This window comes from Kluyvera sp. 1366 (genome assembly GCF_054823405.1).
Map to the genome: position 1 here is coordinate 467,893 of NZ_JBTRDW010000004.1, position 26,045 is coordinate 493,937.

General features: G+C 54.8%; 25 protein-coding genes and 2 pseudogenes. 11 read left to right on the forward strand and 16 right to left on the reverse strand.

Annotation, left to right across the window (positions count from 1 at the left end):
• Positions 1-253 precede the first annotated feature (253 nt).
• The 3 genes from ACVLVH_RS11565 to proB form a co-directional block, all read right to left on the reverse strand.
• Complete coding sequence (locus ACVLVH_RS11565) at positions 254-985, reverse strand: S24 family peptidase (protein WP_101762513.1); 732 nt, start codon at positions 983-985, stop codon at positions 254-256.
• A 353-nt stretch (positions 986-1,338) separates the two neighbouring features.
• A complete protein-coding gene (proA, locus tag ACVLVH_RS11570) occupies positions 1,339-2,592 on the reverse strand; it encodes a glutamate-5-semialdehyde dehydrogenase (protein WP_192415389.1) in 1,254 nt (417 codons plus the stop codon).
• Between the two features lie 10 nt (positions 2,593-2,602).
• Positions 2,603-3,706, reverse strand: a complete 1,104-nt coding sequence (proB, locus tag ACVLVH_RS11575; RefSeq protein WP_101762515.1) for a glutamate 5-kinase — start codon at positions 3,704-3,706, stop codon at positions 2,603-2,605.
• Positions 3,707-3,951: 245 nt separating this feature from the next.
• Here proB and ompC point away from each other — a divergent pair, with 245 nt between their 5' ends.
• Positions 3,952-5,043 (forward strand): porin OmpC, encoded by a 1,092-nt coding sequence (ompC, locus tag ACVLVH_RS11580; protein WP_101762516.1) that lies wholly within the window; start codon positions 3,952-3,954, stop codon positions 5,041-5,043.
• 81 nt (positions 5,044-5,124) lie between these two features.
• Here ompC and crl read toward each other — a convergent pair whose 3' ends face one another.
• The 3 genes from crl to gpt form a co-directional block, all read right to left on the reverse strand.
• Positions 5,125-5,526, reverse strand: coding sequence for a sigma factor-binding protein Crl (gene crl / locus ACVLVH_RS11585; protein WP_008108946.1), 402 nt, complete (start codon positions 5,524-5,526; stop codon positions 5,125-5,127).
• Between the two features lie 102 nt (positions 5,527-5,628).
• Positions 5,629-6,876 (reverse strand): esterase FrsA, encoded by a 1,248-nt coding sequence (gene frsA, locus ACVLVH_RS11590; RefSeq protein WP_498949421.1) that lies wholly within the window; start codon positions 6,874-6,876, stop codon positions 5,629-5,631.
• Positions 6,877-6,997: 121 nt separating this feature from the next.
• Positions 6,998-7,456, reverse strand: coding sequence for a xanthine phosphoribosyltransferase (gene gpt, locus ACVLVH_RS11595; protein ID WP_007887137.1), 459 nt, complete (start codon positions 7,454-7,456; stop codon positions 6,998-7,000).
• A 255-nt stretch (positions 7,457-7,711) separates the two neighbouring features.
• Here gpt and pepD point away from each other — a divergent pair, with 255 nt between their 5' ends.
• The 4 genes from pepD to ACVLVH_RS11615 all read left to right on the forward strand — a co-directional run bounded on the left by pepD (position 7,712) and on the right by ACVLVH_RS11615 (position 13,124).
• The gene (gene pepD, locus ACVLVH_RS11600; RefSeq protein WP_498949435.1) at positions 7,712-9,172 is read left to right on the forward strand and encodes a beta-Ala-His dipeptidase; all 1,461 of its coding nucleotides are present in this window, start codon (positions 7,712-7,714) and stop codon (positions 9,170-9,172) included.
• A 359-nt stretch (positions 9,173-9,531) separates the two neighbouring features.
• Positions 9,532-11,037, forward strand: a complete 1,506-nt coding sequence (locus ACVLVH_RS11605) for a sugar ABC transporter ATP-binding protein (RefSeq protein ID WP_192415393.1) — start codon at positions 9,532-9,534, stop codon at positions 11,035-11,037.
• Positions 11,034-12,032, forward strand: coding sequence for an ABC transporter permease (locus ACVLVH_RS11610; RefSeq protein ID WP_101762520.1), 999 nt, complete (start codon positions 11,034-11,036; stop codon positions 12,030-12,032). Before ACVLVH_RS11605 ends, ACVLVH_RS11610 begins: the two co-directional genes overlap by 4 nt.
• 27 nt (positions 12,033-12,059) lie before the next feature.
• Positions 12,060-13,124, forward strand: coding sequence for a sugar ABC transporter substrate-binding protein (locus tag ACVLVH_RS11615; protein ID WP_192415395.1), 1,065 nt, complete (start codon positions 12,060-12,062; stop codon positions 13,122-13,124).
• Positions 13,125-13,285: 161 nt separating this feature from the next.
• Here ACVLVH_RS11615 and dinB read toward each other — a convergent pair whose 3' ends face one another.
• On the reverse strand, positions 13,286-14,341 hold the full coding sequence (gene dinB / locus ACVLVH_RS11620) for a DNA polymerase IV (RefSeq protein ID WP_192415397.1): 1,056 nt from the start codon (positions 14,339-14,341) through the stop codon (positions 13,286-13,288).
• A gap of 244 nt (positions 14,342-14,585) precedes the next feature.
• Here dinB and dpaA point away from each other — a divergent pair, with 244 nt between their 5' ends.
• Positions 14,586-15,329, forward strand: coding sequence for a peptidoglycan meso-diaminopimelic acid protein amidase (gene dpaA / locus ACVLVH_RS11625; protein ID WP_101762523.1), 744 nt, complete (start codon positions 14,586-14,588; stop codon positions 15,327-15,329).
• On the opposite strand, the gene ACVLVH_RS11630 is transcribed toward dpaA, so the two are convergent.
• Both ACVLVH_RS11630 and lpcA read right to left on the reverse strand, forming a co-directional pair.
• Positions 15,300-16,067: a class II glutamine amidotransferase gene (locus ACVLVH_RS11630; RefSeq protein ID WP_008108933.1), complete on the reverse strand. Its 768-nt coding sequence runs from the start codon at positions 16,065-16,067 to the stop codon at positions 15,300-15,302. The two genes, dpaA and ACVLVH_RS11630, sit on opposite strands and share 30 nt — an antisense overlap.
• Before the next feature lie 48 nt (positions 16,068-16,115).
• Positions 16,116-16,697 carry a D-sedoheptulose 7-phosphate isomerase gene (gene lpcA, locus ACVLVH_RS11635; protein ID WP_192415399.1) on the reverse strand — a complete coding sequence of 194 codons (582 nt, stop codon included), beginning with the start codon at positions 16,695-16,697 and terminating at the stop codon, positions 16,116-16,118.
• 243 nt (positions 16,698-16,940) lie between these two features.
• Here lpcA and fadE point away from each other — a divergent pair, with 243 nt between their 5' ends.
• Positions 16,941-19,385, forward strand: coding sequence for an acyl-CoA dehydrogenase FadE (gene fadE, locus ACVLVH_RS11640; protein WP_192415401.1), 2,445 nt, complete (start codon positions 16,941-16,943; stop codon positions 19,383-19,385).
• A gap of 35 nt (positions 19,386-19,420) precedes the next feature.
• On the opposite strand, the pseudogene ACVLVH_RS11645 reads toward fadE, so the two are convergent.
• Positions 19,421-19,594: pseudogene (locus ACVLVH_RS11645) on the reverse strand (hypothetical protein); the annotation flags it as partial.
• Positions 19,546-19,686 (reverse strand): hypothetical protein, encoded by a 141-nt coding sequence (locus ACVLVH_RS11650; RefSeq protein ID WP_192415402.1) that lies wholly within the window; start codon positions 19,684-19,686, stop codon positions 19,546-19,548. The pseudogene ACVLVH_RS11645 and the gene ACVLVH_RS11650, both read right to left, overlap by 49 nt.
• Before the next feature lie 213 nt (positions 19,687-19,899).
• On the opposite strand from ACVLVH_RS11650, the gene ACVLVH_RS11655 reads away from it, so the two are divergent.
• Genes ACVLVH_RS11655 through ACVLVH_RS11665 form a run of 3 tightly spaced genes read left to right on the forward strand, consistent with a single transcriptional unit; the run spans position 19,900 to position 21,160 of the window.
• A complete protein-coding gene (locus tag ACVLVH_RS11655) occupies positions 19,900-20,421 on the forward strand; it encodes a DUF2778 domain-containing protein (protein WP_192415404.1) in 522 nt (173 codons plus the stop codon).
• The gene (locus ACVLVH_RS11660; RefSeq protein WP_277974563.1) at positions 20,396-20,668 is read left to right on the forward strand and encodes a hypothetical protein; all 273 of its coding nucleotides are present in this window, start codon (positions 20,396-20,398) and stop codon (positions 20,666-20,668) included. Before ACVLVH_RS11655 ends, ACVLVH_RS11660 begins: the two co-directional genes overlap by 26 nt.
• Positions 20,669-21,160 (forward strand): Hcp family type VI secretion system effector, encoded by a 492-nt coding sequence (locus ACVLVH_RS11665; RefSeq protein WP_101762526.1) that lies wholly within the window; start codon positions 20,669-20,671, stop codon positions 21,158-21,160.
• A gap of 315 nt (positions 21,161-21,475) precedes the next feature.
• Here the strand turns inward: ACVLVH_RS11665 and ACVLVH_RS11670 are convergent.
• A pseudogene (locus tag ACVLVH_RS11670) lies at positions 21,476-21,562 on the reverse strand (hypothetical protein); the annotation flags it as partial.
• An 83-nt stretch (positions 21,563-21,645) separates the two neighbouring features.
• Complete coding sequence (mtnK, locus tag ACVLVH_RS11675; protein WP_192415406.1) at positions 21,646-22,845, reverse strand: S-methyl-5-thioribose kinase; 1,200 nt, start codon at positions 22,843-22,845, stop codon at positions 21,646-21,648.
• Between the two features lie 105 nt (positions 22,846-22,950).
• Here mtnK and mtnA point away from each other — a divergent pair, with 105 nt between their 5' ends.
• Complete coding sequence (gene mtnA, locus ACVLVH_RS11680; protein WP_192415408.1) at positions 22,951-23,970, forward strand: S-methyl-5-thioribose-1-phosphate isomerase; 1,020 nt, start codon at positions 22,951-22,953, stop codon at positions 23,968-23,970.
• Positions 23,971-24,098: 128 nt separating this feature from the next.
• Here the strand turns inward: mtnA and ACVLVH_RS11685 are convergent, their stop codons facing one another.
• Genes ACVLVH_RS11685 through ACVLVH_RS11695 form a run of 3 tightly spaced genes read right to left on the reverse strand, consistent with a single transcriptional unit; the run spans position 24,099 to position 25,937 of the window.
• Positions 24,099-24,641, reverse strand: coding sequence for a 1,2-dihydroxy-3-keto-5-methylthiopentene dioxygenase (locus ACVLVH_RS11685; protein ID WP_101762530.1), 543 nt, complete (start codon positions 24,639-24,641; stop codon positions 24,099-24,101).
• Position 24,642: 1 nt separating this feature from the next.
• Complete coding sequence (mtnC, locus tag ACVLVH_RS11690; RefSeq protein ID WP_192415410.1) at positions 24,643-25,326, reverse strand: acireductone synthase; 684 nt, start codon at positions 25,324-25,326, stop codon at positions 24,643-24,645.
• Entirely contained in the window at positions 25,323-25,937 is a 615-nt protein-coding gene (locus ACVLVH_RS11695) for a methylthioribulose 1-phosphate dehydratase (protein ID WP_101762532.1), read from the reverse strand. The genes mtnC and ACVLVH_RS11695 overlap by 4 nt, the downstream gene beginning before the upstream one ends.
• Between the last annotated feature and the right edge of the window lie 108 nt (positions 25,938-26,045).

The window sequence follows — 26,045 nt, forward strand, 5'->3', positions numbered from 1 at the left end:
GACAACGCTGCAAAGTGCGTATCCACCCCATCCCAAAGTTCACTAACTTTGGATGGTATGTATCGCGCTTGTGCAGCGCCTCAATTGTTTAAGAGCGGGCTCATCCGTGAGCAGGTATGTTGTCCATCCATGCTCAAATTATTAACAGGTTCTAATGCATTGGCAAACACCAATGGTTAATTTTTTATTTACCGTCAGTTAAATTAATGATTTCAGCCAAAATATTTTTTTGCCGCAATCTGGCGTTTTGTGATCAGCCCAGGATTTGGTAATCCCGCGCCTGGCTCATGATCACCCGCGCCACCACTTGCAGCGTCCTGGCTTCTTCCAGCGTGAGGTACCAGGTTTCATAGCGCTTGTTATCGGAGATCACCGCGACCTTTTTGTGCTGAAGTTGCAGGCGTTTGAGATAGAGCTGATCGTCAAGCGTGAACAGGTAAATACCATCGCCATCGAAGCGATGCACGCTGATATCGACAAACAGCTGATCGCGCGGCGCAAAAGTGCCGGCCATCGAATCGCTGTTCAGCGCGATGAGGCGAATATTTTCTGCCGGGCGGCCGTTAAACAGCACCCGCGCCTCTTCCAGCCCATATTCAATGGCTTGAATGGTTTCCACCAATTCATCGCGCGAAGAGCCGCTGCGCACACCGTGCTGGCCAATATCCAGACTCTCCACGCGAAACAGATGTTTTGGGTTCACCAGACTGCGCTGCGTCAGCAAGGCGGCCGGTTTTTCCATGCCAAATTGCAGCCACTCCACGCGCACGTCGAGTAACTGGCTGAGCGCCAGTAAATTATTATCATCGGGGATCGATTGCCCGTTAAACCATTTCCACACCCCCGGCGTTGAGATCTTGCATCCCCTCTCTTGCAGAGCAAGCGCAACCTGTTTATTCCGTCCATGTCCGACAATTCCCGCACTTTCGCATGCGGCAATCAGCCTGGCAGTGAATGCTTGTCTCGTACTTTCTTTTTTAACCATCAGTTAATAATCTGCCTTCAGTAAAAGACTGAATGTTATTTTCATTTTTGCTACCAGTTCATTTTATATTACCGGCAGTTTACTACCCAACCGCTTTTATCAATGAAGCTGGACAATCATTATCCCCTTCGGTTAGGGCGAAACCAGTGTTCAGTGCCATATCGCTTGTTCTGACAGGGGTTTTCAGGATTGTTCTGTAGCAATAAGACCAGCATCTAAAGGAAAAAATGGGTGAAAAGCCGCGAGCCCGCCATAGATGACAGAAATAAATCAAAAAGCTCTTGGAATAACTGGATCGAAAACGAAAAAAATGGGCACCGTTTTCGGTGCCCATTGTCATGCAGGAGCGAACATTAGCGACGTAGCGTATCGTCGCCCCACCCTATCCATTTGTAGGTGGTCAGCGCTTCAAGTCCCATTGGACCACGCGCATGCAGCTTCTGCGTACTGACCGCCACTTCGGCACCGAGGCCAAACTGGCCGCCGTCAGTGAAGCGTGTGCTGGCATTAACGTATACCGCCGATGAGTCAACCTGGTTGACGAAGCGATTGGCATTGCCAATGCTGCGCGTCAGAATGCCATCAGAGTGCTGCGTGCCGTGCTCACGGATATGCGCGATGGCTTCATCAATATCCGACACCAGCTTGACGTTCAGATCGTTGGACAACCATTCGTCATCATAATTTTCCGCTTGCACCGCCACCACCTCGGCAGCACCGTTTTGCAGCAGCGCCAGCACATTTTCGTCGGCGTGCAGCGCAATCTTCTCTTGCGCCATACGTTGCAGGAATGCCGGAATGAATGTGTCCGCCTGATCGCGATGGATCAGCAGCGTTTCCAGCGAGTTGCAGGCGCTTGGCCGCTGCTTCTTGGCATTGACGATCACCTCCAGCGCGGCCTCGGTCTCCATGGTTTCATCGAGATAGAGATGGCACACGCCGATGCCGCCGGTAATCACCGGAATGGTGGAGTTTTCACGGCACAGCTTGTGCAAACCTGCTCCGCCGCGTGGGATCAGCATATCGACGTAGCGATCGAGCTTCAGCAGCTGATTCACTAGTTCACGATCCGGGTTTTCAATCGCCTGCACCGCGCCCGCCGGTAAACCGTGCTGGGTCAGCGCATTTTGGATCACGCGCACGGTGGCGGCGTTGGTGCGATAAGTCTCTTTGCCGCCACGCAGAATCGCCGCGTTGCCAGTTTTCAGGCACAGCGATGCCACATCAACAGTGACATTAGGACGCGCTTCATAAATCACGCCAACCACACCCAGCGGCACGCGACGGCGTTCAATGCGCAGGCCGCTATCAAGCTGGCCGCCATCCATCAATTGCCCCACCGGATCGGCCAGGCGACACACCTGACGCACATCATCGGCAATGCCTTTCAGACGCTGCGGGTTGAGCGTCAGTCGATCGAGCAACGCTTCGCTCATGCCATTTTGGCGTGCATCCGCCAAATCCTGCTCGTTTGCCGCCAGGATGTCCGCGCTTTCCGCTTCCAGACGCTCGGCGATGGTGAGCAGCACCTGATTTTTTTGTTTGGTGGAGAGTTCTGCCAGTTTGTACGACGCAGCGCGCGCCGCTTTACCCATCTCTTCTAACATTATCTGCTCCTTAACTGACGATCATATCGTCGCGGTGCACCGCTACCGGGCCATATTCGTAACCGAGAATCTCGCCGATTTCCTGGCTGTGATGACCGGCAATCATGCGCATGGCATCGCTGTTATAGCGCGTGACGCCGTGGGCGATATCGCGCCCTTGCAGGTTGCGAATGCGGATCACTTCACCGCGCGAGAAGTTGCCCTGCACGTCACGAATGCCTTTTGGCAGCAGCGAACTGCCGCGCTCCAGCATCGCGGCCAGCGCACCATCATCGATGGTGATTTCGCCCGCCGGCGGTGCGCCGAAGATCCAGCGCTTGCGGTTTTCCAGTGGCGACTGCTGCGCGTGGAAACGCGTACCGACCGGTTTGCCATACAGCACATCGCTGATCACATCCGGACGACTGCCGGCGGCGATGATCACATCGATCCCCGCGCGACAAGCGACGTCCGCCGCCTGCAGCTTGGTCGCCATGCCGCCGGTTCCCAGGCCCGATACGCTGCCGCCCGCGAGGGTGCGTAACGCATCATCGATCTGGTGCACGTCGCTGATCAACTCCGCTTCCGGATTGGTACGCGGATCGGCGGTGAACAACCCTTGCTGATCGGTCAGCAGCAGCAGTTTATCCGCGCCGCCCAGCATCGCCGCCAGCGCCGACAGATTGTCGTTGTCGCCCACTTTAATTTCAGCGGTGGCCACCGCATCGTTCTCGTTGATCACCGGCACGATGTGGTTGTCGAGCAGCGCGCGCAGCATGTCACGCGCATAAAGGAAACGTTCACGGTCTTCCATATCAGCGCGCGTCAGCAGCATCTGCCCGATGTGAATGCCGTAGATTGAAAACAGTTGTTCCCACAGCTGGATCAAACGGCTCTGCCCCACCGCAGCCAACAGCTGCTTTGAGGCGATGGTAGGCGGCAGTTCGGGGTAACCAAGGTGTTCGCGTCCGGCGGCAATGGCGCCAGAGGTAACGATAACAATGCGATGGCCCGCGGCGTGCAACTGCGCACACTGACGAACCAACTCCACCATGTGCGCCCGATTCAACCGGCGTGAACCGCCGGTGAGGACGCTAGTACCCAACTTGACCACAAGGGTCTGACTGCCACTCATGTTTTTCCTGCCATGTAAGAAAAAAATCTGCGAAGGGACGTTTTATCAGGAGTGAGCAAGGAAGCCAACAACAGCAAGGGGAAAAGCACAAAAATCCCCTGACAATGCGGTAGACCAAAAGTTCGCGATTAACAAGAAAGCCGAAAAACTGTCATAAAACGTTCATCACCAACCGGTAAAAAGTCGGTGTTTTACAAAACCTTTCACGGGTACAACAAATTTTACTCATTGGGATTGATAGCAAAATGAAGAAGAGCACACTGGCATTAGTTGTATCAGCGCTGGCACTGGCTTCCACCGCAAACGCCGCAGAAGTGTATAACAAAGACGGTAATAAACTGGACTTCTACGGCCGTGTTAAAGCTGAACACTACTTCAGCGATAACGCGTCAAGCGACGGTGACAAATCTTACGTGCGTATCGGTTTCAAAGGCCAGACGCAGATTAATGACCTGATGACCGGTTATGGTCAGTGGGAATATCAGTACAACGCGAATAACTCTGAAGGTTCTGATGCCAACGCAGGCAACAAAACCCGTCTGGGCTTTGCTGGTCTGAAATTCGGCCAATACGGTTCATTCGACTACGGTCGTAACTATGGCGTGTTGTATGACGTCGAGGCCTGGACTGACGTATTCCCAGAGTTCGGCGGTGACGGTACCGCGCGTACCGATAACTTCATGACTGCGCGTGCAACTGGCGTAGCCACTTACCGCAACAGCAACTTCTTTGGCCTGGTTGATGGCCTGCGCTTCGCGCTGCAATATCAGGGCAAAAACGACGCCACCAGCGCCAACGCCCGTGGCAGCATCACCGATACTTCTCGTCAGAACGGCGACGGTTACGGTGCGTCACTGGGTTACACCATTGCTGACACCGGTATCAGCCTGATGTCGGCCATCACCTCTTCAGACCGTACTAACCAGCAGCAGCTGCAGGCGCTGGGTAGCGGTGATAAAGCGGAATCATGGGGCGCCGGTATCAAGTATGATGCGAACAGCATCTACCTGGCTTCTATCTACACCGAAACCCGCAACATGACGCCAATCGGCACCCGCGGTTTTGCTAACAAAGCGCAGAACTTTGAAGTGGTAGCGCAGTATCAGTTCGACTTCGGCCTGCGTCCGTCCCTCGGCTATATCCAGACCAAAGGCAAAGACATCGAAGGGATCGGTGACGAGGATCTGGTTAAATACATCGACGTGGGCATGACTTACTACTTCAATAAAAACATGTCGACCTTTGTGGATTACAAAATCAACCAGCTGGATGACAACAACAAGCTGAACCTGAACAACGATGATGTTGTGGCCGTTGGCTTAACTTACCAATTCTGATTGAGCTGTACCCTCGTTGTGTCTATAAAAAAAGAGCCGGCTCATCACCGGCTCTTTCCTTTTTAAACCCTTAAAAGTCTATCAGGCGCTCAGTTTCACTGGCTCTTCTTTAAAGCCTTCCGCCGGGCGCAGATCGAGTTTCTGTTCCAGCAGCATCGCTTTCAGACGCTCATGGAAATTACGCAGCGTGCTTTCCACTTTGGCATTGTTCTCTTTGCCTTTGATGGTCGCAGCGCCCCAATCACCCGCTTTATCAAACAGGCCAAAATGATATTCGTATGTGAAGTGATCTTCATAGGCTTCCAGCGTCATCCACCACCCCCAAAACTCACGCAGCTCAGGTGCAGGCTTGACGTTGACACACGCTGCCAGGCAATCGAAGAAGAAGCGTGTCTCTTCACATTTGCCTTCACGGATATACGGCCCCAATTCGGTGAAGCGCTTAAGCAGGCGACTACGGGGGTGACCACTCGGTAATGTCATCTCTTTTCCCTTAACCCTTTAAATTGCACTTCCAGCTTTCCATTAACATAAAAATGGAAAATCCCGGATATAAGTAGTAGCAGAGTTCAGAGATTTCGCCAGTTAGCCTTTCAACTGTTTTTCCAGCCAGTCACAAATTTGATTGAGCGCTTTGTCAAAACTGGCAAAAACCGGTTTGGCGGGGATCGCCAGCGTCTTGCCCTGCGACGAGGAGTTGGCGATCAACTGCGCGTCTGTTTCCGGACCGAAAATATCATCCGGCCAATAAGCCGCCAGCATCGGCGTTGGCGTGCGGCGGCCGAGTAAGCCTTGCACCTTCAACGAGTAGCGGTTGAGTTCAATACGCAGATTGCTGTCGGAAGTTGAGGACATACCGAGACGGCTCGCCAGCATATCCATGTACATATCCGGCAGCTGTTGCTGCTGTTGCGCATCTACAAACACGCTGTGCACCATGGCTCCCAGCGTCGCTACCGCGCGTACTCGCGGCACTTCCAGATAGGCCAGACGTGTCGCCACGTTGGCTCCGAAGCGGTAGCCCAGCAGCGCCACGCGGGTGTGATCGATCCATGGCACATTGCTCAGTTCACGCAGCACCTGCTGATGCACCTGGCTGGTGTCCTGATTCAGCAGCCATTTGCTGCTGAAGCCTACCGATGGCATATCCAGCGTCAGCATGGCGATGCCGCGCGGCGCGAGATAGTCGTGGAACAGGCGATAGTGATCGCTCTGCAGCGAATCAAGGCCGCCGCACAGCAGCACGGTGGGATACGGCGCTTCAGCCTGCGCCGGCATATGCAGGAACCCCGTCACCGGACTGCCGCCGCTCATCGGGAAGGTCAGGGATTTTAGTTCGCCCGGCAGACGCTGCGTGGCCTCTTCGTAGGCGCGATTGGCCAGCACCTGCGCCTGATCGGCCAGCTCGTCGCCTTTGATGTAAGGGTAAGCCGCGAGGCTGAACAGATTGGCGGCATGCAGCCAATGCTGACCGGCATCGTCATGGTTTTCGCTCTCTAACGCGCGCTGCTGCCAGATCGCCGCCTGCTTCGACCACTCGTAATTCCAGTTGCCGCCGCGATAGCCAATCACGGTATCGAGCAAGGCTTCATTGGTGCGTTCGAACTCGCTCACCGCGATACGCGCCAGCACTTCGCTGATCTCCTGCGGCGACAGACCGCGCCACGTCCACAGCAGCTTGTTCAGCATGCGATACCAGCCGCGCTGCGTATCCCCTTCAAGGGCGTTATGCACCTGCACAGCGGCATGATGCTGGCGATGCACTAATGAGGAGGTTTCCGGGTGTTTAAAACGCGGTTTGAACAGTTCTTCGCTCAGGTTTTTATCAGACATCTCAGCTATTCTCCTGCCAACAACGTGGCGATGGCTAAGAGTGTACTGCACCCGCCATACGCGCGCGAGGCGCAGAAAGCACAACGCCCGGCATAACCGGGCGTTGTTTGCGATGCATCAATTAGCTTTTGACGATTGGCGGGATGTAGACCACGCCCATGTCCCAGGGCTGCTCGATCCAGGTGTTCTGCGGGATATCGACAATGTAGTCGTCCACCAGCGCACGGCCAGCTGGCTTAGCGAAGATGGTGCAGAAACGCGCTTTAGGATACATGTCGCGGATCGCCTGCGCGGTGCCGCCGGTATCCACCAGGTCATCAATCACGATGAAGCCTTCACCGTCGCCTTCGGCACGCTTCAGCACTTTCATTTCGCGCTGATGATCGTGATCGTAGCTGGAGATGCACACGGTATCGACGTAGCGAATACCGAGTTCACGCGCCAGCAGCGATGCCGGAACCAGACCACCACGGCTCACCGCGATGATACCTTTCCACTGTTCCACAGGAAGCAGGCGCTGGGCCAGTTTACGGGCATGGATTTGCAACATGTCCCAGGTTACGACGTATTTTTCGCTCATATAAAGGAATCCCGGCCAAGAAACTTGGCTTAAAAAATATGCAAGGGGGAAAAGGTTGCGCGAGATTATAAGGATCTGACGCCTTAAAAACCAGCATCTGTCTTACTGGTTGCAGGTTTTTAGCGCGGCTGATTACGCACCCGGCGAGAAACAGTGATATTCTCAGGCCCATCACGTCAGATCTTCTGACGACGATTTTTACTGGAAACCCGCGTGCGTGCGGTATGTCCGCCACGCTGACACAGGAGATGCATGGTGTCTGAATTGTCGCAACTTTCACCCCAACCGCTGTGGGATATTTTTGCCAAAATCTGTTCCATTCCGCACCCTTCTTACCACGAAGAAGCACTGGCCGAACACGTTGTCGGCTGGGCAAAAGAGCAAGGTTTGTGGGTTGAGCGCGATCAGGTTGGCAACATCCTGATTCGTAAACCCGCTACCGCCGGTATGGAAAAACGCACGCCGGTGGCGCTGCAGGCGCACCTCGATATGGTGCCGCAGAAGAACAATGACACGGTGCACGACTTCACTAAAGATCCGATTCAGCCGTATGTTGATGGCGAATGGGTGAAAGCGCGCGGCACCACGCTGGGCGCGGATAACGGCATTGGTATGGCGTCTGCGCTGGCGGTGCTGGCTGACAACAGCCTGATTCACGGCCCGATTGAAGTGCTGCTGACCATGACCGAAGAGTCCGGTATGGACGGCGCCTTTGGTTTACAGCCGAACTGGCTGCAGGCCGACATACTGATCAACACCGACTCGGAAGAGGAAGGTGAGATCTACATGGGTTGCGCTGGTGGTATCGACTTCATCACCACCCTGCCGCTGACGCGTGAAGCGATTCCTGCAGGCTATGAAACCCTGAAGCTCACGCTGAAAGGCCTGAAAGGCGGTCACTCCGGTGCCGACATTCATCATGGTCTCGGCAACGCCAATAAACTGCTGGCACGCTTTCTGGCGCTGCACGCGCGTGAACTCGATGTTCGTCTGATCGAATTCACCGGCGGTACGCTGCGTAACGCCATCCCGCGTGAAGCTTTTGCTACGCTGGCGATCGACAGTCATAAGGTTGATGCACTGAAATCTGCTGCGGCACATTTCCAGGCGACGCTGTTGAACGAGTTAGGCATTAAAGAGAAGAACATCGCCGTGGTCACCGAAGCGCTGGCGCATCAAGGCCAGGCGCTGAACGCTGACAGCCGCGATCGTTTCCTTAATTTGCTGAACGCTACGCCAAACGGCGTGATTCGTAACTCTGACGTGGCGAAAGGCGTGGTGGAAACCTCGCTGAACGTCGGCGTGGTGACCATGGATCAGGACAATGCCGAAATCATCTGCCTGATTCGTTCACTGATCGATACCGGTAAAGATTGGGTGGTTGAAGTGCTGACCTCGCTGGCCGATCTGGCCGGGGCGAAAAGCGCACCTAAAGGCGGCTATCCGGGCTGGCAGCCTGATGCCGATTCACCGGTGATGGCGCTAACGCGCAAAACTTATGAAGCGCTGTTTGGTAAAACGCCGAACATTCAGGTGATTCACGCCGGTCTGGAGTGTGGTCTGTTCAAGAAGCCGTATCCAAATATGGATATGGTGTCGATTGGCCCAACCATAACCGGCCCGCATTCGCCGGATGAGCAGGTTCACATCGAAAGCGTGGGTCTGTACTGGAAACTGCTGACCGCGCTGCTCAGCGTGGTGCCAGAAAAAGCGTAAGATTGCGCTTTCGCGATGAACCCGACTTCGGTCGGGTTTTTTTATGCCTGCGAAGGATTGCGCAATAAATTGCGCCGCTACAAAAGTGACGTGTGAAAGGTGTGGAAATAAAACGCTGTAAATACCGTAGCGGCGCAATTTATTGCACAAATCTACAAACAGCACATCCCGCTGAATAAATACGATTACACCTCTCGGTTAACCCAAATCTTTCCATCAAACCAGATTTAGCCGCCATAACGTCCAGATGTCTGGATGGCTAATAAGATTTCGTGCTAGCTTATGCCCTTTCGTTCGTTGCCGAGAGTGATGGTTCAGGAAAAAATGCCCCCAACTCAACTAATTAAAGGCCCGGTTCAATGAGTGCGATCAACCGCCTGGAGATGCGTAATATCTCCATTGCCTTTGGCGGTTTCGCCGCGCTCGCGCAGGTGGATTTTCTGACTGAAGGCGGCTCGGTGCATGCGTTGACGGGCGCTAACGGCGCCGGAAAATCTACGCTGATGGCGGTGCTGGCTGGCGCACACGATCATTACAGCGGTGAGATTCTGCTGGATGATGTGCCGGTCACTATTCGCTCACCGCGCGATGCCAAAAAGCTCGGCATTCATCTGGTGCAGCAGGAAGTGGATGTGGCGCTGGTGCCACAGCTCAGCGTGGCCGAAAACATTCTGCTCGATCGTTTAGCCGAACCGGGTCACGTCTACAGCTGGCGTGAGATTCGCCGCCAGGCGCGTACGTTACTGGCGCAGCTGGAAGTGAACATCGACGTCAACCGTTTGGTGGAGCGCTGCTCGCTGGCAGAGAAGCAGCAAATCCTGCTGGCGCGCGCCCTGTCCCATCACTGCCGCTTTCTGATCCTGGATGAACCCACCGCCCCGCTCGATCAGCATGAGAGCGAGCGCCTGTTTACCGTGGTGCGCCGCTTGCAGTCCAGCGGCATTGGCGTGGTGTTTATCTCGCACCGCATTCACGAACTGAAAGCGATTTGCGACCGCTTAACGGTGCTGCGCGATGGTCGTCTGATTGAAAGCAGCCCGATGGCGGCGCTGAGTGGCGAGCAGATCGTGGAAAAAATGCTCGGACATCGGCTGGATGATGTTTTTCCGCCGCGTCGCGCCCGTGCGACTCAGCCGCTGCTGCTGTCGGTGGAAGGCTTACACGACGATCGGCTACTGCAGGATATTTCGCTGCGTCTGCACAAAGGGGAGATTCTGGGCATTGCTGGTCTGGCGGGTGCCGGTAAAACCGAGCTGTGTAAAGCGCTGTTTGGTGCCAGCAAAAGCCGCGTGACAAAGGGCGAACTGCACGGCAAACCGTGGCGACCGCGTTCACCACATGATTCAGTAGAAAACCGCATGGCGCTGGTGCCGGAAGAGCGCCGCAAAGAGGGCATTTTCATCGATGAACCGGTGAGCATGAATCTGAGCATCAGCGCCGATAACAGCTTCTCGCGCTGGAGCCTGTTTGGTCATCGCCAGGCGTGGCGTTGGGCGGAAGCGGTGATTCAGCGCCTGAATGTGCGCACCACCGGACCGGGGCAAATCCTGCGTCGTTTGTCGGGCGGCAACCAGCAGAAAGTGGCGATTGGCAAGTGGCTGCGCAACAACGCCGATGTGCTGATTTTTGATGAGCCGACGAAAGGCGTCGATATCAAAGCCAAAACCGATCTGTTCACGCTGATCGATGGCTTAGCGCGTGAGGGCAAAGGCATCATTTATGCCTCGGGCGAGTTTTCTGAATTGGTCGGTCTGTGCGACCGCATTTGTGTGCTCTGGGATGGGCGCATTGTGGCAGAGATGGAGGGCAACACCGCCACAGAAGAGGCACTTTTGCTTTATTCCACCGGAGGAACACCTGCGTGAGCAGCAAAGAACTATCCCTAAACTCGCAGCCTTCTCTGCGCCATCAGCTGTTTGATTTCCTTTATAAGTGGGGCATGTTGCTGACCGTGGTGATTTTGATTGCCGCATTTGGTCTCGCTTCGGACAGCTTCCTCGAACCGACCAACATCATTAACATCCTGCGCTCGATTGCCATCGTCACGGTGATTGCGATTGGCGTGTCGATTTCGCTGACCATTGGCGGCTTTGACCTGTCGGTGGGATCCACCGCCTCGCTGGCCAATGCGCTGGTGATTTCGCTATTCGTCTGGCACGGCTTTGGCACCACCGAAGCCATCATTATTACGCTGCTGCTGTGTACGCTGGTTGGCTTGTTCAACAGCTTCCTGATTGTGGTGCTACGTATTCCCGACATGCTCGCCACCCTCGCCACGCTGTTTGTGATTCAGGGCGTGGCGATGACCTACAGCTTTGGCGGTTCCATCACCGAGAATATGGTGCTGCCGAGCGGCGACATGGCCGAAGGCACCATTCCTGCCGCCTTTGGTCTGCTCGGCCAGGTGCCGACTATCGTGATTATCATGCTGGTGGTCACCATTGTGGCGCAGCTGGCGCTGTCGCTGACCAAGCATGGCCGTCGTATGTATGCGCTGGGCGGCAATCCTGAAGCGGCGCGTCTCTCCGGTATTCGTACCACGCGCTATCGCGTGCTGGCGTATGTGCTGGCCTCGCTGCTGGCTGGCTTGGGCGGCATTTTGCTGGCATCACGCATCGGCTCTTCGCAGGTGAATGCCGGCGGCGGTTATCTGATGGATGCCGTTGCCGCAGCGTGGATCGGCTTCTCGCTGGCCGGTTCGGGCAAACCGAATGCGCTGGGTACCTTGGTGGGCGCCATCATTCTTGGTGTGTTGCAGAACGGGCTGGTGATGTTATCGGTGCCCTATTACGCGATGGACATTATTAAAGGTCTGGTACTGGCGCTGGCGCTGGCGATGACTTACATCCAGCGCCGTTAAGGCGCGTTTAATCAGAAAGAGATCATAATGAAAAAAATTACCCTTTCGCTGCTGGCGGTTAGCCTGCTCAACGCCAGCGCCGCCTTCGCCGATGCCGCAGTGCCTGAGGTTATCGCTAACCATGAAGGCCCGCTACGCATCGCCATCATCCGCAACCTGGGTTCGGACGATAACACCACGCAGTTTGTCGCCGGTGCGATTCAGCAAGGCCGCCAGCTTGGCTTTAAGGTCAGCACTTTCCTCAGCAATGGCGACGATGCGCGCTTCCAGGATTTCGTTAACCAGGCGATTAGCCAGAAATATGACGGCATTATCCTGTCGCACGGTAAAGATCCCTACTCCACGGCGCTGGTGCAGCGTATTGCCGCAGCGGGCATCAAGCTGTCGGTGTTTGATACGCCGGTTAATACGCCGGTAGAGGGCGTCACCGTGACGGCGCAGAATGATGCTTCGCTGGCGCAGGAATCACTCGGCAGCTTAATCAAAGACTTCAACGGCAAGGCGAATATCGTCAAGCTGTGGGTGGCCGGTTTCCCGGCGATGGATCGTCGTCAGGTGGTGTATGAGAAGCTGCTGAAAGAGAATCCGGGCATTCATCAGCTGGAGTCGATTGGCGCGGTTTCATCTGATGTACAGGGCGATACCGCCAACAAGATTGGCGCGATTCTGGCGAAATACCCGAAAGGCAAGATCGATGCGATCTGGGGTTCGTGGGATGCTTTCAGCCAGGGCGCGTATAAAGCCCTGCAGGAGAATGGTCGTACCGAGATCAAACTGTATAGCATCGACGTATCCAATCAGGATCTGCAGTTGATGCATGAAAAGAACAGTCCTTGGGTACAAACCGTAGCGGTGGATCCAAAAACCATTGGCGCAGTGAATATGCGTTTGGTGGCGAACAAGATTGCAGGCGAAACCACACCGGCGACTTACGAGTTTAAAGCGTCATCGATTTCTCAGCAGCAGTTGAACAGCCAGCAAGGCGCGGTCAACGTGGCGTCGCTGAATAAGATCATTCCAGGCTGGGGCGAGAATAACGATTTCATCACGCCGTGGTTTGCAACGCTGGAAGCGAAGTACGGTAAGAAGTAGTTTCCCTCACCCTAACCCTCTCCCACGAGTGGGAGAGGGAACCGATCGGCGTTGTCTTCTCGCTTTCATGCTGGCGGGAGAGGGAACCGATCGGCGCGGTTTGTTTTACTCCTTCTCCCGCTGGCGGGAGAAGGCCGGGATGAGGGGCAGCGCGCACAATCTCACAACCCCAACACCAACTGCCGCTCCAGCTGCGGATCCACCATCGTGACATGCAATCCCACCAGCCGCACGCCGCGCCCTGCTCTGCGTTCATCCCACGCCTGACGCGCCACCGCGATCATGTCGTCTTTATTCAGCACCGGCCAAACGTGCTCCTGCGTGGTTTGCTGGAAATCATTGAACTTCAGTTTCACGCCTTGTCGGGCGATCTGCCTATCCGGCTTGATGGCGGTTAAGCGGCGATCCAACTCCGCATAGAGAAAATCAATAATCTCCAGACACTGCTCCCAGCTGTGAATATCTTCCATCAGGGTACGTTCAACGCCGAGCGATTTGCGTTCGCGCTCAACCACCACATTGCGCTCATCCACGCCGTTGCTGCGTTCCCACAAAATACGGCCAAACTTGCCAAAGCGTTTAAGCAGCAGCGCCAAATCGGCGCGCTGCACATCCGCGCAGGTGCGCAAGCCCATCTCTTCCAGCTTTTTAGTCGCCACTTTACCCACGCCAGGAATTTTACTGAGCGGCAGCGTCAGTAGAAAATCGGACATCGCGTCCGGCGTAATCACATATTGCCCGTTGGGTTTGTTGAGATCGGAGGCAATCTTGGCGAGAAACTTGACCGGCGCGATGCCGGCGGAAGCGGTCAACCCGGTTTCACGCAGGATATCGGCGCGAATCGCCTGCGCCATTAATGTCGCCGAGCCCTGACAGTGCAGGCTGTCGGTCACATCCAGATAGGCTTCATCCAGCGACAGCGGTTCAATCAGCGAGGTGTAACGTGAGAAGATGTCGCGGATCTGGCGGGAGGCTTCTTTATAGGCATCAAAGCGGCCGGGCAGCAGCCGCAGATGCGGGCAGAGTTTCAGCGCCATGCCGGTCGGCATCGCGCTGCGCACGCCATATTTACGTGCCGGATAGTTCGCGGTGCTGATCACGCCACGTTGCACGCGGCTGCCGCCAATGGCGATAGGAATATCACGTAAAGAGGGATCGTCGCGCATCTCAACCGCTGCATAAAAGCAGTCCATATCGACATGAATAATTTTGCGCATACGCCCTCCCAGATACTGGATAAGTATACAGCAGCGAAAAATATCGGCAATATTTGTTGAGAGCGAGATTAAAGTTTACAAATTAGTGGTCGTATTCCTTTTAGGAACGCGCCATTTTCTCGGACACTGGCTTGATTAAAAGCCAGACAATGTTAATGTTGCGCTGCGATAGCGGATATTTCCGATAATGCAATACCCGGACGCACAGCGTCATCGTCTCTCTCCACATCAAGGTATCTACAGAATGGGCAGAATCGCATTAACGCTTGCGATGATTCTTATGCCGCTCCTTAGCTGGGCAATGAACCCCGAGCCTACGCAACCGCTGGCTCCGGTGAGCAAAGAGTTAAAGAAACAACTAATTGGCACCCCCGTTTTTATTCAGATTTTCAAGGAAGAGCGTACGCTGGAACTGTACGGCAAAATCGGGAATGAATATCGTCTGCTGGACAGCTATCGCATCTGTAATTTCTCTGGCGGTTTAGGACCTAAACGTCGTCAGGGCGATTTCAAAAGTCCGGAAGGCTTTTATAACGTTAAGCTGAACCAGTTAAAACCGGATAGCCGTTTTTATCGCGCTATTAATACCGGTTTTCCCAATCAGTACGATCGCGCTAAAGGCTATAACGGTAACTATTTAATGATTCACGGCGATTGCGTGTCAGTGGGCTGCTACGCAATGACGGATGCATCGATGGATGAGATCTTTGCCTATACCAACGCCGCGCTGCGTAATGGTCAGCAGGAGATTCAGGTCAATATCTATCCGTTCCGCATGACAGACAGCAATATGCAGCGTCATAAATACTCGACGTACATTAACTTCTGGCGTGAACTGCAGCCGGGCTATGCGTACTTCGCTAAGTACCGTGTGCCGCCTACCGTGAACGTGACGGCCACCGGCCAATATGCGGTGAACAGCACGCCGGTGATCGCTACACCGGATGCTGCCTCGAAATCATTCCTGGCGCTCACCCAGGCAAAATAGTGCCCACTCGCCTGGCACTATCCGGTGCCAGGTTTCATTGCCCGTCAGCGGTTGCGTAGCAATCACCGTTACCACATCTTGCGGCGTCGTCTGCTGCTGAAAATCAATTTCCACATCCTGATCGAGCAACGTCGCTTTGCCAAACGGCGCCCGGCGCGTAATCCAGTAGAGATTGGTCGAACAGAACGCCATCAGATAGCGCCCATCCGATAACAGCATGTTGAACACGCCCTTCTCACGCATTTCTGCTGCCAGCTCGGCAATGTAGCGGAACACCGCTGGCCAGTTGCCCGGCGTGCGTGGATAGCGCTCGGTCAGTTTGTGCAGCATCCAGCAAAATGCTTTCTCGCTGTCGGTTTCACCAATCGGACGAAATGGCCCGGTATCCAGCTGACGATAACCTTTGAGCTGACCATTGTGTGCGTAGGTCCAGTTGCGGCCCCACAGCTCACGCGTGAACGGATGGGTATTTTCCAGCGACACCTCACCGCGATTCGCCTGGCGGATATGCGCCACCACCGAATGCGATTTGATCGGGTATTCCTGCACCAAACGGGCTATCGGCGAGTTAAAGCTCGGCTGCGGATCTTTGAAGGTGCGGCACCCTTTTCCTTCGTAGAACGTGATGCCCCAACCATCTTTGTGCGGCCCGGTTCCACCGCCACGCTGCACCAGACCGGTAAAACTGAAACAGATGTCCGTGGGGACATTGGCGCTCATCCCGAGCAATTCGCACATAGCAACCGCCTTAAGTTAGATCCTCTCGCGCGCGGCGAGAGGAACGCATCATGACTTAACCATCTCTTTTTCAATCAACAGCATCAGAATATGGATCACTTTGATGTGGATCTCCTGAATGCGGTCGGCATAGCCAAAGTGCGGCACACGAATTTCGATATCCGCTGAACCTGCCATCTTGCCGCCATCTTTGCCGGTCAGAGTAATCACTTTCATGCCTTTCGCGCGCGCAGCTTCCACGGCTTTGATGATGTTGGCAGAGTTACCGGACGTAGAAAGACCCAGCAGCACATCGCCTGCACGGCCTACCGCTTCGATATAGCGCGAGAACACATAGTCATAACCAAAATCGTTACTGACGCACGACAGATGGCTGACATCAGAAATGGCAATCGCCGGGTAGCCAGGACGGTTTTCACGGTAGCGTCCAGTCAGCTCTTCAGCAAAATGCATCGCATCGCAGTGCGAGCCGCCGTTACCGCAGGAGAGCACCTTGCCGCCCGCTTTAAAGCTATCGGCCAGCAGAACTGCGGCGCGCTGAATGGCGTGAATGTTGGCTTCGTCACTCAGGAACGTGTTGAGCGTATCGGCTGCTTCATTGAGTTCTGAGCGAATAATGTCCTGATACATAGAGATGTCCTTTAGAGGAAAGATTGACCCGGCAAGTTTAACGGAATGGGGCTAAGCCGCAAAGCGCCTGCCATAAGGAAAAGCGCGGCGTCTCGAGGAAGTTTGGCAGTTGTTGCGCATCGTGCAACGAATTTGTGAGATGTGTTGTAATTGCGATGTAAACAGATTGATAAATTTTGCCCCATATTCTAAACCTACACCCATAACAGGTCAGACCTCTTACTACTTATGGAGTGGTTCATTATGTTGGTTGCCTCAATAGTTGCGACGCTAATCCTGCTTAGCGTGTTGTTGTACCACCAAATTTCGCTTCAGCTGAGCAGCATAATTCTGCTGCTGTGGACCGGCGCACTGGCGGCCGCTGACTTATGGACGCCATGGATGCTGCTGCCGCTGGCGATTATTCTGCTGCCATTTAACCTGCCGGTGATGCGTCGCAGCCTGTTCTCGAAACCGGCGCTGCACAGCTTCCAGAAAGTGATGCCGCCGATGTCGCGCACCGAAAAAGAGGCGATCGACGCCGGCACCACATGGTGGGAAGGCGACCTGTTCCGCGGCAAACCGGACTGGCAGAAGCTGCACAACTATCCGCAGCCGCGCCTGACCGAAGAGGAGCAGGCCTTTATCGATGGTCCGGTCGAAGAAGCGTGCCGCATGGCGAACGACTTCGAAATCACCCATGAAATGGCCGATCTGCCGCCGGAGTTGTGGGCGTATCTGAAACAGCATCGCTTCTTCGCCATGATCATTAAGAAAGAGTATGGCGGCCTGGAATTCTCCGCCTATGCGCAGGCGCGCGTGCTGCAGAAACTGGCGGGCGTCTCCGGCATTCTGGCGATCACCGTTGGCGTACCGAACTCACTCGGCCCCGGCGAACTGCTGCAACATTACGGTACTGATGAGCAGAAAGATCATTACCTGCCGCGTCTGGCGCGCGGTGATGAGATCCCGTGCTTTGCACTGACCAGCCCGGAAGCGGGTTCGGATGCCGGCGCAATTCCCGATACCGGCGTGGTGTGCATGGGCGAGTGGCAAGGTCAGCAAGTGCTGGGCATGCGTCTTACCTGGAACAAGCGCTATATCACGCTGGCACCGATTGCCACCGTGTTAGGCCTGGCGTTCAAACTCTCCGATCCGGATCATCTGCTGGGCGAGACTACAGAGCTTGGCATCACTTGCGCACTGATCCCAACGCACACGCCTGGCGTAGAGATCGGCCAACGTCACTTCCCGCTCAACGTGCCGTTCCAGAACGGTCCGACGCGCGGTAAAGACATTTTCGTACCCATCGACTACATCATCGGCGGCCCATCCATGGCCGGCCAGGGCTGGCGCATGCTGGTGGAGTGTCTTTCAGTCGGTCGCGGCATCACGCTGCCTTCGAACTCTACCGGCAGCCTGAAAAGCATTGCGCTGGCGACCGGTGCCTATGCGCACATCCGCCGTCAGTTCAAAGTCTCTATCGGCAAGATGGAAGGGATCGAAGAGCCGCTAGCGCGCATTGCTGGTAACGCCTACGTGATGGATGCTGCCGCGACACTGATCACCAGCGGCATTATGCTCGGTGAAAAACCGGCGGTGCTATCGGCGATTGTGAAGTATCACTGCACCCATCGCGGTCAGCGCGCGATTATCGACGCGATGGATATCGCTGGCGGTAAAGGCATTATGCTGGGCGAAAACAACTTCCTGGCGCGGGCTTATCAGGGCGCACCGATCGCCATCACCGTGGAAGGCGCTAACATCCTGACGCGCAGCATGATTATCTTCGGCCAGGGCGCGATCCGCTGCCATCCGTGGGTGCTGGAAGAGATGAACGCCGCAGCGAAAAACGATTTGGTGACCTTTGACCGCGCGCTGTTCAGCCACATTGGCCACGTAGGCAGTAATAAAGTACGCAGCCTGTGGCTGGGCTTAACCGGCGGCCGCACTAGCGCCACACCAACCCGCGACGCCACGCGCCGCTACTATCAACACCTCAACCGTTTGAGCGCCAACCTCGCGCTGCTGTCAGATGTATCGATGGCGGTGCTGGGCGGCAGCCTGAAACGTCGTGAACGTATCTCGGCGCGTCTCGGCGATGTGCTGAGCCAGATGTATCTGGCCTCCGCCACCCTGAAGCGCTATGACGATGAAGGCCGCAACGAAGCCGATTTGCCGCTGGTACATTGGGGCGTGCAGGATGCGCTGCATCAGGCCGAAGTGGCGATGGATGATTTGCTGCGTAACTTCCCGAACCGCATGGTGGCCGGTGCGCTGCGACTGGTGATTTTCGCCGGTGGTCATCACTGCCCGGCACCGTCAGATAAACTGGACCACAAGCTGGCGAAACTGCTGCAGCTGCCTTCTGCGACCCGTACCCGTTTGGGCCGTGGGCAATATCTGGCACCAAGCGCACATAATCCTGCAGGTCAGCTGGAGCAGGCGCTGCAGGATGTGATGGCCGCCGAAGTGATTCACGATCGTTTATGCAAGCAGCAGAAAAAGCATCTGTCATTTACCCGACTGGATGCGCTGGCACAAGAGGGCCTGAAAGCGGGCTGGATTGATGAGAGCGAAGCGCAGGTCTTGATCCGTGCGGAAGCCAGCCGTTTGAAAGCGATTAACGTCGATGATTTCGCGCCGGAAGCGCTGGCGGTGCCAAAGCCGCAGACGAAATCCAACCCGCGGGCCAGTGAAGCCGCTTAAAACACAAAAGCTCCGCATGGAGTAATGCCAGTCAGTTAAGCCTGACTGGCATTTTTTCTTTTGGCTGTCGGGTACTTCCAGGGCCTCTCTTTCTCCACTCTCGGCAATGACCTCTCCCGTCGCCCCGCAGTTTGACTATCTGGTTTTTTGCTGCGCAGCGTCAGCCGGTCATTCTGCAGCCCCTGCTTGATTTCCCGATACCGGAGCTCTCTACTTCGGCGACGGCGCGCACGGCGGCTTCACTGCAGCTGAGTTTGGTGGCGGCGTTCTTAAAATCCTGATCGGTCAGCGTCTGCGACATAACGAATATCCTGTTTGTGTCGCACGTCTTGCGCGAAAGGGGGATTGTTCGTTGAGATTCTCTATCTCTCGTTGTTGTTTTAACAACGCCAATAGCAAAGCGTGATCGTAAAAGCTTTATTGATCACCAACTCTAATTATTTCTGGTCCTGACAATCTGAGGGATGTAACGTAAACATCAGTTACTACATGGATTAAAGGTTAGGGATTAACGATGCCAATTATTGGTAAGATGATTTTGAACGGCGCAGATTTCGTGCCGTTGAATCTGTATGGCGTGGGCGTCTTCATGGCGTTTTCCGGAAAAGGTGCCTACAGAAATATTCCTGCATGTATGGCCGTCCCAAACGTTGGGCCTATCCCACCGGGTAAATACTGGATTGTTGAGCGTGGGAGGGGTGGCCTGCTTTCATGGGCTAAGGCAAAGTCACAGGATTTATATAACCGCGTTTTTAACGGTGCTGAATTTGATCGCGACGAATGGTTTGCTTTATATCGTGACGATCTGAGCATTGATGATGAAACGTGGATTAATGACGTCAAACGCGGATTATTTCGCCTTCATCCCGGCCGCGTATCTGAAGGATGTATAACTCTCCACCTTAATTCAGACTATGCACTAATTCGTAATGCCCTTCTGATAACAGCGCCGATCCCGGTTCCTTGCATGAAAAATTTAATGGCGCGCGGATACATTGAGGTGGTTGCCGGTGGTTATTCAAACACTTGCCCGTAGAGCGGCCAAAGTCGCTTTTTTTCTCGCGCTGATGCTCGTTGTCGCCCGTACTCTGGGCCCGCCAGAGTTATGGTTTAACGAACAATTAGCCTTGAAAATCGGCCAAATGATCTACGGGAATGAAGAGATTGGAGCGGATCGTTTTTACGACATCTATTTCTACATGTCCGTATGCACAGTGATTCCCATCACGGTTGTTATTTACATTTTAACAATGAAGTTAATCAAAAAAATAAGGAGCAAATAAATGCCAATTCCTCCGTATATGTGGCTTAAAGACGATGGTGGCGCGGATATTAGAGGTTCTGTCGATGTTCACGAACGTGAAGGCAGCATTGAAATTATCGGCCTGAGCCACGGTATTAACCTGCCGGTAGACACCGCTAACGGCAAAATAACCGGCACGCGCCAGCATTCATCAATGATGATCGAGAAAGAGGTGGATAGCTCAACGCCTTATCTCTATAAAGCAGCGGCCACCGGCCAGACGCTGAAAAGCGCCGAAATTCGTTTCTACAACATCAGCGATGCGGGCCAAGAGGTGTGCTATTACACCGTGCTGATGGAAAACGTGAAAGTCACCGGCGTTAACTGCGGCGTGGCCAACACAAAACTGTCGGGCAATGACAAGCTGAACCACACGGAAAGCGTCAGCCTGCAGTATGAAAAAATCACCTGGCGTATTGTGGATGGTAATATCCAGTACACGGACGCATGGAACGAACGTCCTTCTGCGTAATCCGTTAGTAATTAACTTTCACTCAGCAAATAAAGCTTTTCCAAAGAACTTCGAAGAATTTTAAGCCTTGCCACAGTCTGAACGTGACAAAATGATCGCAAGCGCTGATGTTTTTAGCATCGACTTAAACGTTCACACCGATAAGATTGTGCGTGGCCGCCTGGATGACATCAACGCAGGAAAATTACTGTCATTGAATCGTCCCTTCAGCTGTTACCGAATGAGCCGGGTGTTGAACACATCGTTATGAAGCTAAAAAATCCAGCTTAAACGTGAAATAAAAAAAGCCCCGGAAACGGGGCTAATGCCAGTCAGTTAAGCCTGACTGGCATTTTTTCTTTTGGCTGTCGGGTACTTCCAGGGCCTCTCTTTCTCCACTCTCGGGAACGACCTCTCCCGTCGCCCCGCAGTTTAACTATCTGTTTTTTTGCTGCGCAGCGTCAGCCGGTTATTCTGCAGCCCTGCTTGATTTCCCGACGCCAGCATTAACCCGCCTGACGAATCCGCGCAATCAGCGCATCCACATCAGCAACATGATCGGCAGCCAGAATCAGCGTGCGTCCCAGCGTGATACAGCTGCGAATACACTCGGTGCGCATGGTCTGATCTTCAATCTGTTTGAAATCCGCAACGTGAGACATTCCCACCGTGCGGCGGATCAACTCGGTACCGCAATAACCCAAGGTATCGCGCCACACTTTGCGCAGGAAAGATTCGGCGTAACCGGGATAGGCCAGCGCCACATCGCGGGTTTTCTCTTTCGCCAATTCCAGGAAGCGGCTGGCAAACTGATTACAGATATCCTGCACGTCATTCAGACGACGTTCACGCCCTTCTGCCGCCTCACGCGGTGCCAGCAAGCCCGGCAGGCAGCAGTAGTTGATCAGCAAGTTGCCTATCGCGCTGCCGACATCAAAACCTATCGGCCCAAAGTAACCAAACTCCGCATCAATCACTTTCAGGCTGCCATCGGCGACAAAGATGGAACCGCTGTGTACATCGCCATGCAGCAAGGCTTCCGCATCGGCGAAGAAACGGTGTTTGAGACCGGCCACGGCGATTTTTAGCGCATCGTCGCTGCGCAGGCTGACCACCAGCGATTCCAGCGCCGCAGGATATTTGTTGCGCTCATGGTCAATAAACGGATCGTTGAAGAATAAGTCTTCGGTGATTTCGCACATTTCCGGATTAATGAAACGCGCCACTTCGGCTTTTTTCTTATGCGGATGCAGGAAGAAATCGGAGGTATGGAACAGCGTCTGCGCCAGATATTCGCCAACCTGACGACCGGCCTGCGGATAATACGCACCCTTCACCAATTCGCTCCGCCAGATACGATGACTGGAGAGATCCTCCATCACCATCACCGCCAATTCGGCATCGTAATGAGTGACGTTGACGGTGTGCTGCGGGCAATGTTTGTAGTGCTCAATCAACGTCTGCGCTTCGAGACGCGCACGATCCAGCGTGAGTGGCCAGGATTCACCGACACAACGTACATAGGGCAGCGCCTGTTTTACCACCACGCGGCTGCGGCCTTGATTATCGAAAATTTTAAACACCAGGTTGAGATTGCCATCCCCGATCTCCTCGGCGCTCACCAGCGCTGACGGATCGTCCACGCCGCCAAATTGTTGAGCATATTCCACAGCATCGGCAGCATTGAACGTACGGTATTGCGACATTGCCTGTTCCTCGATTATCGATAGTAATAAGCCGTTCAGACGTCTATACATCCACTACGCATGTTGGCACAATAGCCAGCATTAACGCAACAGGGATTTCACACCATGCAAACACTTCGTACCACCAGCCTTGAGGTTCGCGATAATCAACTGTGGATCCTTGACCAGCAGGCGCTGCCACAACAACAAAACTGGCTACCCGCGCACAGCGTTACAGAGTTGGTCGAGCACATTCATGCCTTGCGCGTGCGCGGTGCGCCGCTGATTGGCCTCTCAGCCAGTTTGCTGCTGGCGCTGCTGGGTGAGCAAGGCGCAGCGCGCGCAGAATTAGTGACGGCGCTTGAGGTGCTGCGCGCGGCGCGCCCAACGGCGGTGAACCTGATGAATAACCTTGATCGCATGAAAACTGCGTTGGCCGAAAGTGATTTCGTCACGGCGCTGAGCCGCGAAGCACTGCGTCTGGTGGCCGAAGATAAGCAACTGTGTGACAACATCGCCCGCGCCGGCAGCACGCTGGTAAAACCGGGCAGCCAGCTGCTGACGCACTGCAATACCGGCGGGCTGGCGACTGCGGGCGTCGGCACGGCGCTCGGCGTTATCGCTTATGCCCACCAGCAAGGTTTGGTAAAAAATGTCTGGGTGGATGAGACGCGGCCGCTGCTACAAGGTGGCCGTTTAACCGCGTGGGAGCTGGGTGAGCTAAACATTCCTTATCAGCTGATTACCGACTCGATGGCCGCCAGTCTAATGGCGCGCGGCGTGGTCGATGCTATTTGGGTCGGCGCGGATCGTATCGCAGCGAATGGTGATGTCGCGAACAAGATTGGCACCTATAGCCTGGCCGTGCTGGCGCACTATCACGGTATTCCGTTCTACGTCGCCGCACCGCACACCACGCTAGATAGTCAATGTCCAAACGGCGACGCCATCCCTATCGAGCAGCGCGCCGCCAGCGAAGTGACCGGAGTTGCAGGCAGTTTTGGTAGCGTGCAGTGGGCACCGGAAAGTGCGGCAGTCTATAACCCGGCCTTTGATGTGACGCCAGCGGCGTTGATTAGCGGTTGGGTGCTGGATACCGGTGTGGTAACGCCTGCGCAGGTAGAGGAAGGGATATTTTTGCCGTAAATAGGCGCAATTTTCCCCTCACCCCGGCCCTCTCCCGCAAGCGGGCGAGGGGGAAAACCATACTTGCCTGTTTGCACGATCGGTTCCCTCTCCCACTTGTGGGAGAGGGTTAGGATGAGGGCAAAAAATCACGCCAAACGCGGATACGCATCAGCAATCTTATCGCCGGTGAAATTCGCGACCCAGCCTTCCTGATTATCGAAAATGCGGATCGCGGTAAAGTGCGGCTCAGAACCCATATCAAACCAGTGCGCCGTGCCAGCGGGCACCGAGATCAGATCATTCTTCTCACACAAAATCTGATACACCTCGCCCTCCAGATGCAGACAGAACAGCCCTGAACCTTCAACAAAGAAGCGTACTTCATCTTCGCTATGCGTATGTTCGTTAAGGAACTTGGTGCGCAGCACCTCTTTCTGCGGATTATCCGCACGCATGCTCAGCACATCCCAGCTCTGATAGCCCTTCTCGGCCACCAGACGATCAATCGCATGTTGATAGGCGTTAATCACCGTCTCTGCATCAGGATCCGCCCCCAAATCGCGATCGGCTTCCCAGCGTTCAAAGCGCACGTTTTTCGCGTTAAGACGCTCGCGAATCGCCTCGGCATCGGTGCTGTGCCACACCGGTTGCTGGGCTTCGGTATCGGTAAAAATGGTCAATGCACTCATGTTAAATCGACTCCGGTTTAATCTGGGAAAAATCGTTGACCTGGTGATGACGACTGGCGTTATCCGCCGCGCCACGAATTAACTGCACGGTATGCCAGCCCGCATCCGCTGCCGCATCCAGCTCCTGATGAATATCCGACAGGAACAGCAATGACGCAGGCGCAAGGCCGATTTTTTCGGCGATATTGCGATACGATTGCGCTTCACGTTTCGCGCCGACGCCGGTATCAAAATAGCCGCTGAACAGCGAGGTTAAATCACCTTCATCGCTGTAGCCAAATAACAGTTTTTGCGCGGCGACCGATCCCGAGGAATAAACATACAGGCCAATCCCCTGCTGCTGCCAGCGCGCAAAAGCCGGCAGCACGTCGGGATAGAGGTGGCCGGTGAACTGGCCTTCAACGTAGCCGGCGCGCCAAATCATGCCCTGCAGGGCTTTGAGGCCCGGTGACTTGCGATCCTCATCGATATAATTCGTGAGTGTGGTAATCAGCTCCTCCAGCGTGGCCTGAGGCGCAGCGGACTCTGCACGCACCGCGTTGAGTGCGGCGGCGACGTTTTCATCGGTATGATTTTCCCGCACGTACGCCGCTAAATGCTGACGCGCATAAGGGAACAATACCTGATGCACAAACTGGATATCGCTGGTGGTGCCTTCAATATCGGTAACAATGGCGCGGATCATTTGGCCTCCAGCAGGCGACGTTGCAGTTCACATTCAAACAGAAATTCCAGACCTTCCAGATGGCGACGCGCTTCGTTCACGTCCTTGCCCCAGCAGGTCAAACCGTGGCCGCGCAGCAGAAAACCATATTGCAGCGGCGTAGCGGCGGCAAAAGCTTCAATGCGCTGCGCCAGCGCCGTCATGTCCTGATCGTTATCGAACAAGGGAATGGCGATGGTGTTCAGATGCGTCTGCTGCCCGGCCAGCGTTTTCTGCATCTCATAACCACTGAGCAGCAGCGCATCGCCCTTCTCCACCCGCGACAGCACCGTCGAGTTGACCGTGTGCGTATGCAGCACCGCACCCGCCTGCGGAAACAGGCGATAAATCAAGGTATGCAGGCCGGTTTCCGCCGAAGGCGTGCGGCCCGATGGCACGGCGTTGGTAGCGATTTCAACCTGGATAAAATCATCGCGCGTCAGGCTGCCTTTATCTTTGCCGGACGCACTCAGCAGACAATACTCCGCGTCCTGCCGCACCGACATATTACCGCCGGTCGCAGGTGCCCAGCCTTTGCCACCAATCCAGTGGCAGGCGGCCACTAAATGTTCCAGTGGAAGAAAATCCGTCATAGCGATATACCGACTCCGCAGGTTAGTTTAGACGTCTAAGCGTCTCGATTGCCAAATGTTAACATCCTGTTTATAGTGGCAGCAACACAGGGTTTCTCCGCAACGACA

Bases quoted from the DNA above. Each gene is read 5' to 3' on its own strand.
- crl (WP_008108946.1), bottom strand. From the start codon at position 5,526: ATGACATTACCGAGTGGTCACCCCCGTAGTCGCCTGCTTAAGCGCTTC.
- fadE (WP_192415401.1), top strand. From the start codon at position 16,941: ATGTTGGTTGCCTCAATAGTTGCGACGCTAATCCTGCTTAGCGTGTTG.
- ACVLVH_RS11685 (WP_101762530.1), bottom strand. From the start codon at position 24,641: ATGAGTGCATTGACCATTTTTACCGATACCGAAGCCCAGCAACCGGTG.
- ACVLVH_RS11655 (WP_192415404.1), top strand. From the start codon at position 19,900: ATGCCAATTATTGGTAAGATGATTTTGAACGGCGCAGATTTCGTGCCG.
- mtnK (WP_192415406.1), bottom strand. From the start codon at position 22,845: ATGTCGCAATACCGTACGTTCAATGCTGCCGATGCTGTGGAATATGCT.
- ACVLVH_RS11630 (WP_008108933.1), bottom strand. From the start codon at position 16,067: ATGTGCGAATTGCTCGGGATGAGCGCCAATGTCCCCACGGACATCTGT.
- mtnA (WP_192415408.1), top strand. From the start codon at position 22,951: ATGCAAACACTTCGTACCACCAGCCTTGAGGTTCGCGATAATCAACTG.
- dinB (WP_192415397.1), bottom strand. From the start codon at position 14,341: ATGCGCAAAATTATTCATGTCGATATGGACTGCTTTTATGCAGCGGTT.
- gpt (WP_007887137.1), bottom strand. From the start codon at position 7,456: ATGAGCGAAAAATACGTCGTAACCTGGGACATGTTGCAAATCCATGCC.
- proA (WP_192415389.1), bottom strand. From the start codon at position 2,592: ATGTTAGAAGAGATGGGTAAAGCGGCGCGCGCTGCGTCGTACAAACTG.
- ACVLVH_RS11615 (WP_192415395.1), top strand. From the start codon at position 12,060: ATGAAAAAAATTACCCTTTCGCTGCTGGCGGTTAGCCTGCTCAACGCC.
- mtnC (WP_192415410.1), bottom strand. From the start codon at position 25,326: ATGATCCGCGCCATTGTTACCGATATTGAAGGCACCACCAGCGATATC.
- ACVLVH_RS11695 (WP_101762532.1), bottom strand. From the start codon at position 25,937: ATGACGGATTTTCTTCCACTGGAACATTTAGTGGCCGCCTGCCACTGG.
- ACVLVH_RS11665 (WP_101762526.1), top strand. From the start codon at position 20,669: ATGCCAATTCCTCCGTATATGTGGCTTAAAGACGATGGTGGCGCGGAT.
- ACVLVH_RS11565 (WP_101762513.1), bottom strand. From the start codon at position 985: ATGGTTAAAAAAGAAAGTACGAGACAAGCATTCACTGCCAGGCTGATT.
- ACVLVH_RS11605 (WP_192415393.1), top strand. From the start codon at position 9,532: ATGAGTGCGATCAACCGCCTGGAGATGCGTAATATCTCCATTGCCTTT.
- ACVLVH_RS11650 (WP_192415402.1), bottom strand. From the start codon at position 19,686: ATGTCGCAGACGCTGACCGATCAGGATTTTAAGAACGCCGCCACCAAA.
- dpaA (WP_101762523.1), top strand. From the start codon at position 14,586: ATGGGCAGAATCGCATTAACGCTTGCGATGATTCTTATGCCGCTCCTT.
- ompC (WP_101762516.1), top strand. From the start codon at position 3,952: ATGAAGAAGAGCACACTGGCATTAGTTGTATCAGCGCTGGCACTGGCT.
- proB (WP_101762515.1), bottom strand. From the start codon at position 3,706: ATGAGTGGCAGTCAGACCCTTGTGGTCAAGTTGGGTACTAGCGTCCTC.
- frsA (WP_498949421.1), bottom strand. From the start codon at position 6,876: ATGTCTGATAAAAACCTGAGCGAAGAACTGTTCAAACCGCGTTTTAAA.
- lpcA (WP_192415399.1), bottom strand. From the start codon at position 16,697: ATGTATCAGGACATTATTCGCTCAGAACTCAATGAAGCAGCCGATACG.